This window comes from Marinitoga sp. 38H-ov (assembly GCF_011057715.1).
Classification (GTDB): Bacteria; Thermotogota; Thermotogae; order Petrotogales; family Petrotogaceae; genus Marinitoga.
Genome location: NZ_LNGH01000056.1, coordinates 17287 through 35159, shown reverse-complemented (window position 1 = coordinate 35159; position 17873 = coordinate 17287). Strand labels below are relative to the sequence as shown.

Annotated in this window: 15 protein-coding genes and 1 riboswitch; of the genes, 1 reads left to right on the top strand and 14 read right to left on the bottom strand. The window is 26.0% G+C overall.

The genetic code is table 11. The features are described 5' to 3' along the window. Positions 1-303 precede the first annotated feature (303 nt). On the top strand, positions 304-738 hold the full coding sequence (locus tag AS160_RS11175) for a hypothetical protein (RefSeq protein WP_165149120.1): 435 nt from the start codon (positions 304-306) through the stop codon (positions 736-738). 18 nt (positions 739-756) lie between these two features. Here the strand turns inward: AS160_RS11175 and guaB are convergent, their stop codons facing one another. The 14 genes from guaB to AS160_RS11105 form a co-directional block, all read right to left on the bottom strand. After that, complete coding sequence (guaB, locus tag AS160_RS11170; protein ID WP_165149117.1) at positions 757-2214, bottom strand: IMP dehydrogenase; 1458 nt, start codon at positions 2212-2214, stop codon at positions 757-759. Positions 2215-2227: 13 nt separating this feature from the next. Beyond that, complete coding sequence (gene guaA, locus AS160_RS11165; RefSeq protein WP_165149114.1) at positions 2228-3739, bottom strand: glutamine-hydrolyzing GMP synthase; 1512 nt, start codon at positions 3737-3739, stop codon at positions 2228-2230. Between the two features lie 56 nt (positions 3740-3795). Continuing rightward, a riboswitch (purine riboswitch) is annotated at positions 3796-3897 on the bottom strand. Between the two features lie 53 nt (positions 3898-3950). Beyond that, complete coding sequence (locus tag AS160_RS11160; protein ID WP_165149111.1) at positions 3951-4670, bottom strand: TlyA family RNA methyltransferase; 720 nt, start codon at positions 4668-4670, stop codon at positions 3951-3953. A 9-nt stretch (positions 4671-4679) separates the two neighbouring features. Then, entirely contained in the window at positions 4680-5744 is a 1065-nt protein-coding gene (locus AS160_RS11155; protein ID WP_165149108.1) for a hypothetical protein, read from the bottom strand. Positions 5745-5803: 59 nt separating this feature from the next. Beyond that, positions 5804-6541: a tRNA pseudouridine(38-40) synthase TruA gene (gene truA / locus AS160_RS11150; RefSeq protein WP_165149105.1), complete on the bottom strand. Its 738-nt coding sequence runs from the start codon at positions 6539-6541 to the stop codon at positions 5804-5806. 3 nt (positions 6542-6544) lie between these two features. Next, positions 6545-7138, bottom strand: coding sequence for a hypothetical protein (locus AS160_RS11145; protein WP_165149102.1), 594 nt, complete (start codon positions 7136-7138; stop codon positions 6545-6547). Positions 7139-7154: 16 nt separating this feature from the next. Then, complete coding sequence (locus AS160_RS11140; protein ID WP_165149099.1) at positions 7155-8831, bottom strand: phospho-sugar mutase; 1677 nt, start codon at positions 8829-8831, stop codon at positions 7155-7157. Between the two features lie 81 nt (positions 8832-8912). Then, complete coding sequence (gene gatC / locus AS160_RS11135) at positions 8913-9209, bottom strand: Asp-tRNA(Asn)/Glu-tRNA(Gln) amidotransferase subunit GatC (RefSeq protein WP_165149096.1); 297 nt, start codon at positions 9207-9209, stop codon at positions 8913-8915. 10 nt (positions 9210-9219) lie between these two features. After that, on the bottom strand, positions 9220-10479 hold the full coding sequence (locus AS160_RS11130; protein ID WP_165149129.1) for an ArsB/NhaD family transporter: 1260 nt from the start codon (positions 10477-10479) through the stop codon (positions 9220-9222). 28 nt (positions 10480-10507) lie between these two features. Next, positions 10508-13117 carry an alanine--tRNA ligase gene (alaS, locus tag AS160_RS11125; protein ID WP_165149093.1) on the bottom strand — a complete coding sequence of 870 codons (2610 nt, stop codon included), beginning with the start codon at positions 13115-13117 and terminating at the stop codon, positions 10508-10510. 12 nt (positions 13118-13129) lie between these two features. Continuing rightward, a complete protein-coding gene (locus AS160_RS11120) occupies positions 13130-13975 on the bottom strand; it encodes a phosphatidate cytidylyltransferase (protein ID WP_165149090.1) in 846 nt (281 codons plus the stop codon). Position 13976: 1 nt separating this feature from the next. Continuing rightward, positions 13977-14690, bottom strand: coding sequence for an isoprenyl transferase (locus AS160_RS11115; protein WP_165149087.1), 714 nt, complete (start codon positions 14688-14690; stop codon positions 13977-13979). Next, positions 14687-15265, bottom strand: a complete 579-nt coding sequence (frr, locus tag AS160_RS11110; protein ID WP_165149126.1) for a ribosome recycling factor — start codon at positions 15263-15265, stop codon at positions 14687-14689. The genes AS160_RS11115 and frr overlap by 4 nt, the downstream gene beginning before the upstream one ends. A 7-nt stretch (positions 15266-15272) precedes the next feature. Then, positions 15273-17867, bottom strand: coding sequence for a glycosyltransferase family 2 protein (locus tag AS160_RS11105; protein WP_165149084.1), 2595 nt, complete (start codon positions 17865-17867; stop codon positions 15273-15275). Between the last annotated feature and the right edge of the window lie 6 nt (positions 17868-17873).

Genomic DNA, 17873 nt, shown 5'->3' with positions numbered 1-17873 from the left:
AATCAAGTTTATCTTTAGAAACATCGATACCAACAAACAACATAGAAACACAACCTTTCAGAATTAGATTCTAACTCTGGGTATATAAGAAAAGAGCCTCGTTATATGTAAGAGCTATAGCTCATTCTCCGGTAGCAATTCAACTTATATACCAAAGTTAGTCAGACTATTCAAGGCACTTAAGTGCAGGAGGTGACAGAATTACTTTAGTTATATAATAACTCAGAGTTAGAATTATTTTTTTAAAAATAAATATCAGATTTATTAATTATATGAAAACATTATACACGAGGAGGTGGTACAATGAAAAAAACACTTGTAGTATTTTTAATTATTTTATTTAGTGTTTCTATGTTTTCATTTGTTAAAAACCCACCTATATTTGATGAAAATAAATTGATAGAAATTATAGGAACTATAGAAAAAACTGAAATTGTATCTGAAAGATTTTTTTTATTAACTTTTAAAGAAACCAATGATTTTAAAGTTTTATTTCCAAATTATCAAAAATTATTTAATTTGTTTGAAAAAGATACTTACATTACACTAAATGGCTATTTTATTGAATTGAAAAATGAAAAATATTTTATACCTGTAAAAATTAATTATAAAAATAAAACATTTGACTTAAGAAAAAACATAAGAAAAAGATTGTATGAAAAAAGGTTTCATATGAATTACTATAAAAATTTGAGTCCAAAACATCCTCATTACTTTAATATTCCACATAAAAAATAATAATGCCCCTTAGGGGCATTAATTTTTTGTAGAATAATTAGGTGATTCTTTAGTTATAGATATGTCATGCGGATGACTTTCTTTTATGGATGCAGTCGTAATTTTTATAAATTCAGCCTTTTCATGTAATTCATTTATATTTTTAGCTCCAATATAACCCATTCCTGATTTCAATCCACCTAATAATTGATAAACTACTTCACTTACCTTCCCTTTATATGGAACCATACCTTCAACACCCTCTGGAACAAATTTATCTTTATTTGAAATATTTTCTTGAAAATACCTATCTTTACTTCCTTTCTTCATTGCTCCTATTGAACCCATTCCTCTATATGTTTTATACTTTCTCCCTTGATAAAGTATTGTTTCTCCAGGAGCTTCTTCGGTCCCCGCAAATATACCTCCTATCATGACGCTGTTTGCTCCAGCAGCTAATGCTTTTACAATATCACCTGAAAATCTTATACCTCCATCAGCAATTACTGGTATATTATATTTTTTTGCTTCATTAACAACATCCATAATTGCTGTTAATTGAGGAACTCCTATACCAGCAATTATTCTTGTAGTACAAATTGATCCAGGACCAATTCCAACTTTTAAAGCATCAGCTCCTGCTTTTATTAAATCTATTGCTGCTTCTTTTGTAGCTATATTACCAGCAATTATTGGAATATTTGGATATTCTTTTTTTAGTTTCTTCAATATCTCTATTATGTTTTTTGAATGTCCATGTGCGGAATCAAGCACTAAAACATCTACATCACTTTTGATTAGTTTATCTGCTCTTTCAAAAGCATCAGAAACACCAATCGCTCCGCCAACTAACAATCTACCTTTATTATCTCGTGAGGCATTAGGATATTCCTCGATAGAAAAAATATCTTTAATAGTAATCAATCCTATTAATTTTTTATTTTTATCTATTATTGGTAATTTTTCAATTCTATTTTTATGAAGTATTTCTTTAGCTTCTTCAATTGATATACGGGAATCAGCTACAATTAATTTTTCAAAAGATGTCATTAATTCTTTTGCCATTTTATTTGTGTTCTTTTCAAACCTCATATCTCTATTTGTTAATATTCCAAGTAATTTTTTATTTTCATCAACTACAGGAAGACCGCCTATTTTATACTCTTTCATTATATTTTCTGCTTCTAAAATAGTAGTATTAGGAGAAATAGTTATTGGATCATAAATAATACCGTTCTCAGTTTTTTTTACCTTTTCAATTTGATATGCTTGTTCTTCAATAGTCATATTTTTATGTATAATACCTATTCCTCCAGCATGTGCTAATGCTTTTGCCATTTCATATTCTGTGACAGTATCCATTGCTGCTGATATTAAGGGTACTTTTAATTTTATATCTTTCACTAAAATTGTTTCTGTGTCTACCATAGAAGGAGTAACTTCACTATATTTAGGTACTAATAATACATCATCAAAAGTAAGCGTCTCTCTAAACATTCTTTCCTCTCCTTTATTCCCATTCTATAGTTGCTGGTGGTTTTGAAGTAATATCATATACAACTCTACCTATACCTTTAACTTGATTTGTTATTTTTGTTGAAACTTCTTCTAAAATTTCATACGGAATTTTAGACCAATTAGCTGTCATTCCCTCAACGCTATCAACACTTCTAATTGCTAAAACATAATCATAACTTCTTTCATCTCCAGTAACCCCTACAGTTTTTATTGGAGTTAGTACGGTAAATGCTTGCCAAACATTATCATACCATTTTTTTTCTTTTAATGTTTCTATAAATATAGAATCAGCTTTTTTTAATATATTTAACTTTTCCTCAGTTATTTCCCCTATAATTCTAATTGCTAAACCCGGCCCAGGAAATGGATGCCTATATAATATGTGATGTGGAATACCTAATATTTCTCCAACTTTTCTAACTTCATCTTTAAATAAATATTTTAATGGTTCAATTATTTTAAAATCTATTTTTTCTGGTAATCCTCCTACATTGTGATGACTTTTTATTTTTGCTGTATTTTTTCCAGAAGCAGCACTTTCTATAACATCTGAATAAATTGTTCCCTGAATTAAGTATTTATAATTATTTTTTGCTTCATCTTCAAAAACTCTTATAAATTCTTCTCCTATTATTTTTCTCTTTTTTTCAGGATCACAAACGCCCTTTAATTTATTTAAAAATTTTTCTTTTGCATCTACTATAGTTAAATTAATGCCAAGCAATTCATTGAATATTTTTTTTACCTCTATTTCTTCATTTAATCTTATTAATCCATGATTTACAAATACAGCTTTTAAATTTTCGCCAATAGCCTTATGTACTAAAACTGCAGCAACTGATGAATCAACTCCCCCCGAAAGAGCTATTATCGCTTTTTCGTTTTTCAATTCATTTCTTATATAATTTATTTTTTCATCCACAAAGTTTTTTAATGACCAATTTTTTTCAAGCTTGGCTATTTTAAAAAGAAAATTTTCTAATATCTCAAACCCAAATTCTGTATGCATTACTTCTGGATGAAATTGAATACCATATATTTTTTCAGAAAATTTCACACATGCGCTAATATTATTTTTTGTCTTTGAAAGAGTATATGCATTGTCTGGTAATTTAACTACAGAATCACCATGACTCATCCAAACAATAAAATTATCTTTTATTCCTTCAAAAATAATATCTTTTTTTATTATTTGTAATTCTGTTTTACCATATTCAGAAATCTCTATTTTTTCAATTACCCCTCCTAATTCTTTTGTTAATAACTGCATTCCATAACATATTCCTAAAATAGGTATATTTTTATTGAGTATATTCTTATCAAGCGGTAACGCATCTTCATCATTTACACTTTTTGGACCACCAGACAAAATAATTGCACCAATATTTTTTGGTAAAACATCATCATGTTGAATTACTTCCGAATAAACACCTAATTCCCTTACTCTTCTAGCTAATAATTGAGTATATTGTGACCCATAATCTACAATAACAACTTTTTTCATATACACCTCCAATTAAAAAACGCTCCTCTATAAGAAAAGAGGAGCGTATATTGAATACGCCTAACCTCTTTTCCTATAGTCAGATGGTTTACGGCCATCCGGTAGAAACTTCCAGACCATATTTCTGGAATTATATAGGAAAAGTTATATATATTTATTTTTGTTAAGATTATAACATATTAAATCTTTCATTTATATTAATACAAAAAAACTATTTTTTTAAATATATTAAATATTCTATATTACCCTCTTTACCTCTAACTGGTGATTCTATAATCCCTAATACTACAAAACCTTTTTCAATAAACGCATTTTTTACTTTTTCTACAGCTTCATATCTATAAATTTCATTTTTAACAACACCTTTAACTAATTTTGAAGGCTCTAACTCAAATTGTGGTTTTATTAACACAATCCCTTGAGCATTTTTGGAAACGATATTATATATAGAATCTATCAATTTAGTCACAGAAATAAAAGAAACATCACATGTAAAAAAATCTATATTTTCAAAATTTTCTTTGTTTAAATATCTAGCATTTGTATTTTCCATTAATATTATTCTAGTATCATTTCTTAATGAATTATGTAATTGATTTGTACCAGAATCAATAGAATAAACCCTTTTTGCTCCATATTCTAATAGTACTTGTGTAAATCCACCTGTAGATGATCCTATATCAACACATATTTTATTATGAACATCTATATTAAAATATTCTAATGCTTTTAAAAGTTTATATGCTGCTCTACTTACATATTTTTCTTGTTCCAAAATTTCAATACTATCAGATTCATAAATTTTTTTAGATGGTTTGTTGACAACTCTACCATTAACTTTAACTTTATTTTCTTTAATTAATTTTTGTGCTTTTTCTCTTGAATCAGCAAAATTATTTTTTACTAAAAAAATATCTAATCTAAATTCCATTTTATACCTCTACTTCTTTTGAGTGATTTTTATATTATTATTATGTATAAATATATTTTTATTATTCAATATAAATTCTTTTTCAACAAACAACTTTATATTATTTTTTATAATAGCTGTTTCTCCGTCGTAGAATAAACCCCCATTTTTTAAATCAATAATATATTTTTTCCCGCCAAATGTTGTAATTTTTATAAATTCATTTTCAACATTTATAGATGCAGGAGATCTTTCTAAATCTCTATAAATATTTCTTGTTCCGAGAGATATTACTTCCCCATAAGAGCTTATTAAATAAATAGTTTTATTTTTTTCATAGGCAAAAACAGGAATTCCATTAAATTGAATATTTTTATTTTTTTCCAAAAGACCATAAGGGGAAACAAATATTGCATTATCATAGGATAAAATTTCTTCTTTATCCTTAGATATCCACACACTTTTATTTTTCCCTAAAATTTCTATACCACTTTCTAATTCAAAAATATTAATTATTTTTTCAAATTTTATTTCTTTTAAAATTATTTCAGATAGTAATTTAATTTCATATGGATAATTTATATTTGACAAATTAAAATAAACATTTTCGTAAGGAGTTTCAAGTTTAAATTCTTCATTTGGAAATTCCATTTCGCTATTAATAATTATTTTTTGACCATTTAAAGTAGCTTCTCCAGTATAACCGATAAATTTCACTTTTATCCATTTATTAGGTACCTTTATTACATTTTCTCCAATTGGTAATTCTTTTTTAAATTTAAATATAGAATTGTTTTTTTTAACAATAAATTCTAAATTTTTATCCCAATTAACAAAAGTCGACAATACGTAGCTATCATTATCTTTAATTAAACAATCATTAGCTATAACAAATATCTTTCGCTGAAAATAATCTTTAAAAATAGATTTTATAAGCACGTTATAATTATTAATATTATCTATATATTTTTGATTTTCAAAATCAATAATTATTCTAGTACCCTCTATAGATATTTCTAATCTTTTAGATGTTGTAGATGGTGGCGTTTCTACATCAACAAAACTATACAATGAATAAAATATATTGGAAAACATTTCTTCAGGGCCATTATAAATAAGCCCTATTTTTTCTTTTGAAAATAAAATAGAATATATTAAAATAAAACTGAGTAAAAATATAAACCTTGTGGTGGCGCTGAAGCGGGCGCCTTTGAACGATTTCTTGCTTCTAATATTTCTTTTATATATTCTGGTTCCCAACTTCCTGTACCTACCTTTACTAATGCTCCTACAATATTTCTTACCATTCTTCTTAAAAAAGAATGTCCTTCTACCCTAACTAAAATTATATCATTTTTCATTTTTAATATTCTAATTCTATATATAGTCCTTACTGGATTTCTATCATCATTGCCAGTCTTAAAAGTAGAAAAATCATGTTCCCCTTCAAGATATTTAGCTGCCATTCTCATTTTATATATATCTAAATCATATGGAAACCACCATACTCTATCTCTTAAAAATATATTAGGTTCATTATTTTGATATATATAATAATGATAAATTCTTTTTATTGCTTCATGTCTAGGAGAAAACTTATCTCTTACATCAATTACTTTTCTAACATATATATCTTCAGGCAAATTTGCATTTAATGCATCTTTTATATTTTTTAATGTCATTTTCTCTATCGGAACATCAAAGGCTATAACTTGTCCATAGCCATGGACTCCTGTGTCAGTTCTTCCTGCGCCAAATGAAATTATCTTTTGTTTAAATATTCTAAATAATACTTTTTCAAATTCACCTTGAACTGTTCTTACTTTTGGCTGTCCTTGAAACCCATTAAATTTAGTACCGTCATAAGCTACTATTGCTGCTACTCTTCTCATTATTTACCTCCATACGCCTTTTTCCTTTAATACTCCTGTTTCTAAAAGTTTATAGGCTATTTCTTTTTCATTTTTTTCCAAAAGTTCTAGGTTCTTAGAAAACATATTTTCATATATTCTTATTAAATATAAATTTGCAAATTTAGATATGTACATTTTTAGAGTATCCTTATGGGAGTCTTCAACATCTAAAACTATATTTTCTAACCAGTCCTCATAATCTTCTCTTATTTTTTTTGTTTTAATTAAACTATTAAACTCATGTATAGTATTGTATAGACCAACAAATTCAGATATTACTTCTATATAATCACCATATAAATCCCTAATTTCTTCTGATAAAAAATCTACAAAAGAAACTTTTAAATAAGAAGAAACTCTCTTATCAATTTTTAAAAATCTTTTTATTCCTACTAAATTACCTTTTTTCTCTTTTAAAATAAAATAACCTAAAATCCCATTATTAAAATTTTTTATATTATTTAAGTCATCTTCGCAATATAAAGATAATTTTATAACTTGTACATCTATAAATTCACATTCTTTTGGAACAAAAAAATCTCCATTATTTGTAATTAATAACAGATTAGGTTCCATTTTTTCACCTCAAGTTTTAAATCACTATTTTATTAATCGTTTCTATAGATTTGTTAATAATTTTTTCTACCGCTTTTTCATCTTTTCCTTTAGCAAGTATATAAAATTTTATTTTAGGTTCAGTTCCCGAAGGTCTTCCGATTATTTTAAGCCTGTTATCATAATTTAATTCTATAACATTTGATTTAGGTAGTTCATTTACTCCACTTAAATAATCAATAGTATTTATCAAATTCAAATCCCCTACTTTTATAGGTGGATTACTTCTTAATTTTTCCATAATTTTATTTATTTTATTCAATCCTTCTATTCCTTCTAAAGTAAATGATATATTTTTTTCCATATAATACCCATATTTTTTATATAATTCATTTAAATATGATTTAAATGTTTTTCCCTCAGAAACCAAATGAGACGCCATTAACGCTATTAAGCCTGATGCTATTACAGCGTCTTTATCTCTAGCGTGGTCATTTGCTAAATAACCATAACTTTCTTCAAAACCAAAAATAAATGTTTTTTTACCGTTTAATTTATATTTTTCAATTTTTTCTCCTATAAATTTAAAACCTGTAAGAGTTTCTTCAACATCTATATTAAATTCTTTAGCAATAGGTTTTATCATATCTGTAGTAACAATAGTTTTAATTATCAATCCATTGTTAGGTAATATTCCTAATATTTTCATTTTATTAATAATATAATGACTTAACATAACTCCAAGTTGATTACCCGTGTATGGGATATACTCATTATTTTCTTTAACATATACTCCCAATCTATCAGAATCTGGATCAGTGGCCATAACTAAATCAGCATTCATATTCTTAGCTTTGGTTAATGCCAAAGAAAAAGCATCTTTTTCTTCCGGATTTGGTACTTTAACTGTAGAAAAGTTAGAATCATAAACAGCTTGTTCTTCTACGATAAGAACCTCAAACCCTAATCTAGCCAATAATTCTTTTACAGGCTTTAATCCAGTTCCATGTAAAGGAGAATATACTATTTTTATATTATTTGATATATTAGGTTCAATTGATCTCAAATAACTCTCTAAGTTATTTATATATTCTTCAAAAACATTATCATTTATCCAATTTATGTAACCTTCTTGAATACCTAAATCAAAATTTATTTTTTTTATACCATCAAAATAATCCAATTTATTTATTTCTTTTATTACTTCCTCTGCAATATGTGGTACTGCCTGAGTACCATCAGATGTATATATTTTATAACCGTTATATTCAGGAGGATTATGACTTGCTGTAATTACAATTCCAGCATCTGCTTTTAAATATCTTACAGCAAAAGATAAAATCGGAGTTGCTGTTACTTCTTTAAAAATATGAACATTTATTCCATTTGCAGCAAGAACAGAAGCTGCCATTTTAGCAAATTCTTGAGAATATTTTCTAGTATCATACGCTATTACTACAGAAGGATATTTATTAAGTGATTTTAAATAATTAGCAAAACCTTGTGTTGCTCTTGCAATAGAATGTATATTTATTCTATTAGTTCCTGCTCCAATCTTTCCCCTTAAACCACCTGTTCCAAACTCTAAGTCTTTAAAAAATCTATCTATTATTTCTTCGTTATTTAAATTTTCCAATTCCTCTTTCAATGATTTATCTGCTTTATTTAACCAAATATTATATTTTTTTATAGCAATTTCTTTTAGATTATCCATACTCTCCCTCCTAAATGAATACAAATTCTAAAATAATTATAACACAAAGACATAAAAATTCTGAACCCATAGGGTTCAGAATTAACCTTGTATTCCGGGAACTTTTAATAAATTATCTTTTTTATTAGGAAATTCTTTAATAATATTATTAATAACTTCTGAAGATTTAGATTCATCTAAATGAAATATATTTTTTAATATATTTTCTACCGGTGAAAATATAGGTTTTACATTATTTGTGTCAACTTCATCTATAATTTCCATATATTTAAGAATTTCGTTTAAATCTTGTTTTATTATATCTTTTTCCTCTTCTGATAATTTAATCATAGCAAGTTTTTCTAGTTTCTCTATTAATTCATCATCTATATTTATCATTTAGCACCTCCTAAATTAATAAAAATTCCACATAAATTGTAGATAAAATAATATTAACTAAAACAATAATAGATGCATATTTAAAAAATTCAATAAATTTTATCTCTTTATTTTTAAATTGTTTCAACATAGCTAATGCTATAATATTTGCCGAAGCACCTATAGGGGTTAAATTACCTCCTAAACATGCACCTAACGATAACGAATACCACAAAGGTTTTAAGTTTGAAAAAGTCTCAGGATTTATATGTTGTAAATTTTTAATTACAGGAATTAACGTTGCTGTAAAAGGAATATTATCAACAAATCCTGAAATTACTCCAGAAATTGTTATTAACATCATTGCAAAGCTTCTCATTGAGTTCCCCGCAATATTAACTAAAATATGAGTAAAATCTTTTAAAATTCCCGTTTGAACTAATCCACCAGTCATAATAAATAATCCAAAAAAGAATAATATAGTACCCCATTCAACCTCTTTTAATATTTCTTCAACTTCATTTCTATCTAAAATTAATAAAGCTAAAAAGCCTATAAATAATGCAATTGTAGAACTTTCCATTTCTAGCTGATGTTGAAAAACAAATAATAATAGAGTTAATATTAATAACACCCATGAAATATAAAAACCCAATTTATTTTTTATAGCAGATTTCGGATCAAAAGACTTTACCTTTTCTTTATTTATTTTAAATTTTAATTTCTTATTAAATAAAATTATAGTAATCATTTGCATCGAAAAAAGATTAATAAAAGATATAGCACCATTTACTGAAAAAAATTCTGTAAAATTTAATCCAGCCGCACTTGCTATCATAATATTAGGAGGATCTCCAATTATAGTAGCTGTACCTCCAATATTTGATGCAAGAATTTCACCTAGAACAAATGGAATTGGATCAACATCTAAAGAATCGGTAATTGCCAAAGTTATAGGTATAAAAACAAGAACTGTTGTTACATTATCGATAATAGAAGATAAAACAGCTACAATAAAAGTTAACCCAAAAAAAAGTACATAACCATTTTTATTAAACACCTTTAAAGTAACTATACCTAAATATTCAAAAAGTCCTTTTTTTCTAATTACCGATACAAAAATCATCATTCCCATTAATAAGTATATAGTATTAACGTCAACATAGTCTTTTATGGCCTCGATATGATTTTCAAAAATTCCTAATATCATCATTATAGTTGCACCAAGTATTGCTACAATGGTTCTATTAATCTTTTCTGTAATTAATAATGTATATGAAAAAAGAAAAATAAATAAAGCAAATACACGTTCCGTAAAATCATCCCCTTATGTAATCAGAAATATTATTAATTACATCATTAATTTTTGATAAATCCTTTCCACCGGCTTGTGCAAAATCAGGTCTTCCTCCACCTCCACCACCTAATGCTTTAGCAATTTTCCTTGCAATATTGCCAGCATGGTATTTCCCGATTAATTCTTTTGTAACTTTAACAATGAAATTAACTTTATTTTCTCCTTTATTAAACAATATTATAATACCATCTGATAATTTATTTTCAACAATATCAGCAGTGTTTCTTAATACACTTTGGTCAACATTTTCAAAGGTTTTAAGAAATACTTTTACACCTTCAATTTCTTTTACATTTGATAAGTCAATTGATTGAGAAGTCATTTTTTCTTGTAATTTTTTTACTTCTTTTTCTAAATCTTTAATTTTATCTATCATTGAATTGATTTTACTTGGTATATTTTCTTTTGTAACTTCTAATATTTCAGAAATAGTAATTATTTCATTTTCTAATGAATTTAGGTATTCCAAAGACTTAAATCCTGTAATAGCTTCTATTCTTCTTACACCTGCTGATACAGCTGTTTCAGTAATTATTTTAAATAAACCTATTTCTCCAGTATATGAAACATGTGTCCCACCACATAATTCCGCACTAAAATTAGAAATTTTCACAACTCTTACTTCATTCCCATATTTTTCTTCAAATAAAGCCATTGCATTTTCATTTTTAGCTTCTTCCAAACTTTTTATTTCTGTATCTACTTTTAAATTTTCTAATATTTTTTCGTTAACTATTTTTTCAATTTCTTCAATATCTTTCTTTGATAATGATTTAAAATGAGTAAAATCAAATCTTAATTTATCATTAGTTACTAAAGAACCTGCTTGCTTCACATGATCTCCCAAAACTTCTCTTAATGCTTTATGTAATAAATGTGTTGCAGTATGATTTTTTCTTATATTATTTCTTCTTTCTTTATTAATAGAAAGGATAACTTTTTCTCCTTTTTTTACATTTCCTTTGTTTACTTTTCCAAAATGTCCTATAACTTCATTATTTATTATTTTAGTATCATATACTTCAAACTCAAAATCATCATTTCTTATAATTCCTGTATCTCCTATTTGACCGCCTTTTTCGGCATAAAAAGGTGTGTTTTTAGTAATAATTATAATCTCTTCACCTTCTTTTGCATCTTCTATTATTTCATCATTTTTTACTATATATATAATTTCACTTTCATCATCAGTTTTTTCATAACCAGTAAACTCTGTTATTTTTAATTCATCTCCAATATATTTAAAAGCAGGATTCATTTTAGCATACTCTTTATCACCTGCAGCTTCTCTAGCTTTTTTTCTTTGCAATTCCATTTGTTCATTAAATTCTTCTTCATTGACGACAAAATTATTTTCTTCTGCTATTTCTTTAGTAATATCTAATGGGAAACCATATGTATCATATAATTCAAAAGCAAATTTACCATCAATAATTTTATTTTTACTATTATTTATATAGCCAATTAATTTTTCCATACCATTATCAATTGTTTCTAAAAACCTTTTTTCCTCAGCTTCTACAATATTTTTAATAAACTTAGATTTATCTCTGATCTCTGGATAAATTTCTCCGTATTCTGAAATTACAACATCAACTATTTTTGTAAGGAATGGACCTTTTTTACCTAATAATGCACCATGCCTTAATGCTCTTCTTAAAATTCTTCTTAAAACATATCCTCTACCTTCATTAGAAGGTAAAATTCCTTCAGAGACTAAAAAAGTTACTGCTCTTGAATGATCAGCTATAACCTTTATAGAAATATCTATTTTTTCACTTTTTCTAAATTTTACTCCAAAAATTTCTTCAATTTTATTGATAATTGGTGTAAATAAATCTGTTTCAAAATTATCATAAACACCTTGAACAGCTGCAGTTACCCTTTCAAGACCTGCACCCGTGTCAATATTTTTTCTAGGTAAAGGCAATAAATTACCCTCTTCATCTTGATAATATTCTGTAAATACCAAATTCCAAATTTCAACATATCTTCCACAATCATCTTCAGGAGTACATTTTTCGGGATTAGAACATAAATCTGTTCTACCGGTATCAAAATATATTTCAGACGAAGGACCACAAGGCCCTGTAGGTCCTACTGGCCCCCACCAATTATCTTCTTTACCCATTCTAATTATTCTTTCTTCTGGAAAACCTACAATATCTTTCCAAATATTATATGCCTCATCATCTTCTAAAAATACAGAAATCCATAATTTTTCTTTAGGTAACTTTAAAATTTCAGTTAAAAATTCCCATGCAAATTTAATAGCTTCTTCTTTAAAATAGTCACCAAAAGAAAAATTTCCTAACATTTCAAAAAATGTTTGATGCCTTGCTGTTCTTCCAACATTTTCAATATCATTTGTTCTAATACATTTTTGACATGTTGCAATTCTCGTATATGTCGGTTCAACCTTTCCCCAAAAAATAGGTTTAAACGGAACCATCCCAGCAACAGTAAATAATAATTGAGGGTCACTTGGTATCAATGAGAAACTATCCATTACTTTGTGTCCGTTTTTTTCAAAATACTCTAAAAATCTTCTTCTGATTTCTTTAGAATTCATATAATCCCTCCACTATATACCTAAAATTTTCATTAAAAAATAAAATGCTGGAGCTAAATATAACAATCCATCTATTCTATCATACATACCACCATGTCCTGGTAATGTTTCTCCAGAATCTTTTAAATTAAATGTTCTTTTTAATGAAGATTCTGTAAGATCCCCAATTGTATCTATAACACCTACTAAAATTGCAAAAAACACAGCTTGAATTGGATTAATAATATTTAATTGAAATATTGATCTAATATATTCATATAAGATTATATACAAATACGTAAAAATAATTCCACCAATTAATCCCTCTACACTTTTTTTTGGGGAATAATTTGGTGACAATTTATGTTTACCTATATTTAAACCAACAAAATATGCGCCGGCATCATATACCCAAACAGTGGTTAAAACCAAAATTCCGCTAGTTGCCCCATAATTTAAAATAATATGATAAAAATATGATAAAAATAGAGATATTGCAATAAGAGCAAATATATAACTTTCAATCGCTATTTTATATTTGTGTGTATCCTTTAAATATATTAAACTAATACCAGAAACTAAAATTATTGAAATTATATAAACTGTAATAGGATCAAAAATAGATAAACCAGAATAAAAAGCTCTTAAAGAAAAACCATATATTGCACTAGTAAGAGCTGTAAAAATTGATAAAAATACTTTATATTTATATTCATATTCTTTTAAAGTCATCTCAAAGTATTCTATGGATGTTATTAAAATAATTGAAGTTACCAACCCTATTGAAGTAGGAAAAGCAAAAAAAGAAAAAACCACTGCTGGACCTAATACAAAACCTGATAATGTTCTTAATAATAGATTTTTTTTATTTATTGGCATATTATACACTTCCTTCATCAGAGGAAATAGATCCAAATCTTCTATCTCTTTTAGTATAATCAATAATAGCCTTTTCTAATTCTATTTTATTAAAATCTGGCCAAAGTGTATTTGTAAAATATAATTCAGAATAAGCACTTTGCCATAGCAAAAAATTACTTAACCTAATTTCACCGGAGGTTCTAATTATCAATTCCGGATCAGGCACATCTGGTAAATATAAATTATTAGATAAATCTTCAATAGTAACAGTATCTTTTTTTTGTGAAATTAATTTATTTACAGCATCTACAATTTCTCTTCTTCCACCATAATTCACAGCTAAAATAACATCAATTTTTGTATTACTTTTGCTTTTTTCTTCAATTCTTTTACAAACTTCATATACATTTGAAGGTAATTCTTCAATTCTACCTGTAAATCTAACTCGCACATTTTCTTTAATAATTTTATTTAATCTTGATTCTAAATATCTAACCATAAGAGAAAATAAAAAATTCACTTCCTCTTTTGGCCTTTTCCAATTTTCTGTAGAAAAAGAGTATAAGGTTAGATACCTTATACCCAAATCAGAAGCCCATTCTATTACATTTTCTGCAACTTTAGCCCCCTGCTCATGACCTTTTGTTCGTTTTAATCCTCTAAGCTTAGCCCAACGTCCATTACCATCCATTATTATTCCCAAATGATTTGGAATTTTTAATTTCTCACTCAAGACTCCATAATCTCCTTTTCCTTTTTATGAAATACTTCATCGATTTTATTTTCATGTTCTTTTAAAATATTTTGTATTTCATCTTCTAATTTTTTTGCATCATCTTCAGGAATCTCTCCATTTTTCTGCTTTTCTTTTATTACTTTAATGTCTTCTCTTCTAATATTTCTCAATGCTATTTTCATTTCTTCAGCCAATTCTTTTGCGTGTTTAACCCATTTTCTTCTATCTTCAACTGTTGGATTAGGAAATTTAACCCTAACAACCACCCCATCTGTAGACGCCATCATTCCTAAATTTGCTGTATTTATAGCTTTTTCAATTTTTGAACATAAACTTTTATCCCAAGGGGTAATAACTACTGTTCTATCCTCCCCAACTGTTAAAGTTGCAGTTTGATTTATTGGAGTTGGAGCACCATAATAGTCTACCATTATTTCTTCAAATAACGCCGGAGAAGGTCTTCCAGTTCTAAGTTTTTTATATTCTTCTTCTAAATGTTTTACAGTTTTATCCATCTTTGATTTAGCCTCTTTTAAAATAGGATCTTTTAAAGACACAATAGCCACCTCCATATATTTTTTAAATTTTACCATTGTATTTTACTAATAAATACTCGTCCGAAATAAACTCAAAATATTCCGGCCTAATAACCTTTATAAACTTATTAATATTATTAGGCGGTAAATACCATAAAGCTCTTGGATCTTTTTTAAAAATATTTTCATTTAAATTATATATAACAAATAATTCTTTTGATATAGATAATAAATAAGTAATGTCTAAAAGTAATTTTCTAGAAAATTCGGGGTTTAAAAATACAACTACATCATATGTTTTTTTTAATTCCCTATCTTCAATATATTTTAATTCATTAATGGATATATGATCATTATTAAAAAATGACTCAATACTATTTATTTCTAATATATTATCAGAACTAATTTTGGATAATACATATTTTACTTTATTATTTTTTAAAGGATTTGGAAAATTTTGAGAAAAGTATTTAGAATAATTTTTTAAATAATTATCAAAACTTTTTAAAGCTTCATATGTTGGTACAGGGGAAACGTAATATAATCCATTTTCTGATTCATACCAAGTTTTAATTGGATTAATTACAGGATATACAGAGATCAATTCACCTATATTTACAATATTTACAATTCTATCTTTCTCTTTATTTATACTTTCTTCTAAATAAAATCCTGTATATCTATAACGCCCGCCTACTAAATCAGATATAATAGGATTTAATAATAAAGCTTTTTCTAAAAATTCTTTTGCTTTTTCATATTCTCCATTTTCTTTATAATAATTATATAATCTTAAACTTACAAATGATTTAAAATATCTATTTTTCGAATTTTCAAATGAATAATTTAATAATTTTTCAAATAATTTTTTATTTTCAACTTTTATTTTTAAAGCATAAACAAATTTAAGTTCTAAAAAACGATTACCAAAATAATAGTCAAACAATGCTAATTCTCTATAGTCAAATAAATTTATATCAAAGAAAAGCTCTGTTTTTTGATTCATCTCATCTTTTAATTCTATATACGCTGGTATTAATTCATTAGGATTCATATGAGTTAAAATATCTTCTATAATAACTTGAACAAATCTTGCTAATGATTTTTCTAATGCTACTACTTTTTTATATCTACTTTTAGCTTCATTAAATCTACCGTTTTTTGTTAGAATATCTCCTATTAATAGTTCTAATACTGCCTTTTCCTTATCAGAGGAAATATCCTTTCTTATACGCCTTATTTTTAATAATAACTCTAATAATTTATCGAAATCATCATCAAACAAATAATCAATAAATGTAAGGAGAATACCAATAATATTTTTTTCAGAACTTAATTTATTTATAAAATATTCTATAAAAATATACGGATCTTTATTTTTAGATTTTTCAAAAATTAAATTATACTTAGTTATATTTTTTATAAATTCATTATCATAATAATCTTTATATTTGAAAATTTCCTCATTGAGAATTATTAAATTATCAATAATCTTACTTTTATTTTCATAAGATTCTTCTTTAGCAAACTCATCTAACATAAAATTATATAAACTAATTATTTTCTCATTATTCTTTTTATGATTAAATTCTGATATTATTTTATCAATATCTTCATAATCATTTGTTTTTATTTTTGAAATAATCAAAAATGCAAGTCCTTCATTTTTTTTAAACAAAGACTGTACCGACCAAACAATTTCTTCTCTTCTTTTTTCAAAAATATCTAAATATTTTAAAAAATCAATAGAAGTCCTTTTTAAATTTTCCCATTCTCTTTTATTATAGTATACATTCATTAATCCATAATATGCATCTAAATTCCATTTAGAACTTAATTTAAACCATTTTTCAGCTTCATCCCAATAACCTTTATTAAATAACTCCATTCCCCATAAAAACATAAATTCTACAACCATTGGAATTGGCTTGTAATCCTTTTTTACTATATCTTTTTGAAGTTTTTTAGCTACTTTATAACCTACTTTCATTTTTTCTACATCTTTTTTAGCAATAGAAAGTGTTTTCATATATTGAATTAAATAATATTCATCATCCGGATTTTCTTTTAAATATTCTTCTATTAAAGATAAAGTTCTTTCCGTTTTCTTCTTTCTTCTTAATCTGGTCCAGATATACCCATAATGAAACAATTCTAAATCTACTTTTACAGTTTTACCTTTATATATTGGTTGATTATGTACAATATTTTCATACTTTACTTTTCCATTTCTAAAAAATCTACCAGTGCTTGCTATTTCCGAATGTTTTTTATCAAAATCGAGAAAGTTCACTGTTGGAATATAAACTGCTACAATATCGTTATTAAGTGATAATAAAAAATCCCTTATGTTATTTCTTAGATTTTCTGAAGCTTCTTCATCAGCATCAACTATAAAAACCCATTCTGATGATGCATATTTTAATGTTTCGTTTCTTGCATCAGAAAAATTTCCATTCCAAGGAAAAAAATATATTTTATCAGTATATTTTTTGGCTATTTCTACTGTATTATCTGTTGACCCTGTGTCTACTAGTATAATTTCATCACAAAAATCTTTAATACTATTTAAACATCTTTCTATATTTTGCTCTTCATTTTTTGCCATAATGCATGCACTAATTAATTTCTTTTCCATATTTTC

Coding starts and splice junctions, on each gene's coding strand:
- gatC (WP_165149096.1), bottom strand. CDS start 9,209: ATGATAAATATAGATGATGAATTAATAGAGAAACTAGAAAAACTTGCT.
- truA (WP_165149105.1), bottom strand. CDS start 6,541: ATGAGAAGAGTAGCAGCAATAGTAGCTTATGACGGTACTAAATTTAAT.
- AS160_RS11160 (WP_165149111.1), bottom strand. CDS start 4,670: ATGGAATTTAGATTAGATATTTTTTTAGTAAAAAATAATTTTGCTGAT.
- AS160_RS11145 (WP_165149102.1), bottom strand. CDS start 7,138: ATGGAACCTAATCTGTTATTAATTACAAATAATGGAGATTTTTTTGTT.
- AS160_RS11140 (WP_165149099.1), bottom strand. CDS start 8,831: ATGGATAATCTAAAAGAAATTGCTATAAAAAAATATAATATTTGGTTA.
- AS160_RS11105 (WP_165149084.1), bottom strand. CDS start 17,867: ATGGAAAAGAAATTAATTAGTGCATGCATTATGGCAAAAAATGAAGAG.
- AS160_RS11175 (WP_165149120.1), top strand. CDS start 304: ATGAAAAAAACACTTGTAGTATTTTTAATTATTTTATTTAGTGTTTCT.
- guaB (WP_165149117.1), bottom strand. CDS start 2,214: ATGTTTAGAGAGACGCTTACTTTTGATGATGTATTATTAGTACCTAAA.
- alaS (WP_165149093.1), bottom strand. CDS start 13,117: ATGAATTCTAAAGAAATCAGAAGAAGATTTTTAGAGTATTTTGAAAAA.
- AS160_RS11155 (WP_165149108.1), bottom strand. CDS start 5,744: ATGTTTTCCAATATATTTTATTCATTGTATAGTTTTGTTGATGTAGAA.
- guaA (WP_165149114.1), bottom strand. CDS start 3,739: ATGAAAAAAGTTGTTATTGTAGATTATGGGTCACAATATACTCAATTA.
- AS160_RS11120 (WP_165149090.1), bottom strand. CDS start 13,975: ATGCCAATAAATAAAAAAAATCTATTATTAAGAACATTATCAGGTTTT.
- frr (WP_165149126.1), bottom strand. CDS start 15,265: ATGGAGGTGGCTATTGTGTCTTTAAAAGATCCTATTTTAAAAGAGGCT.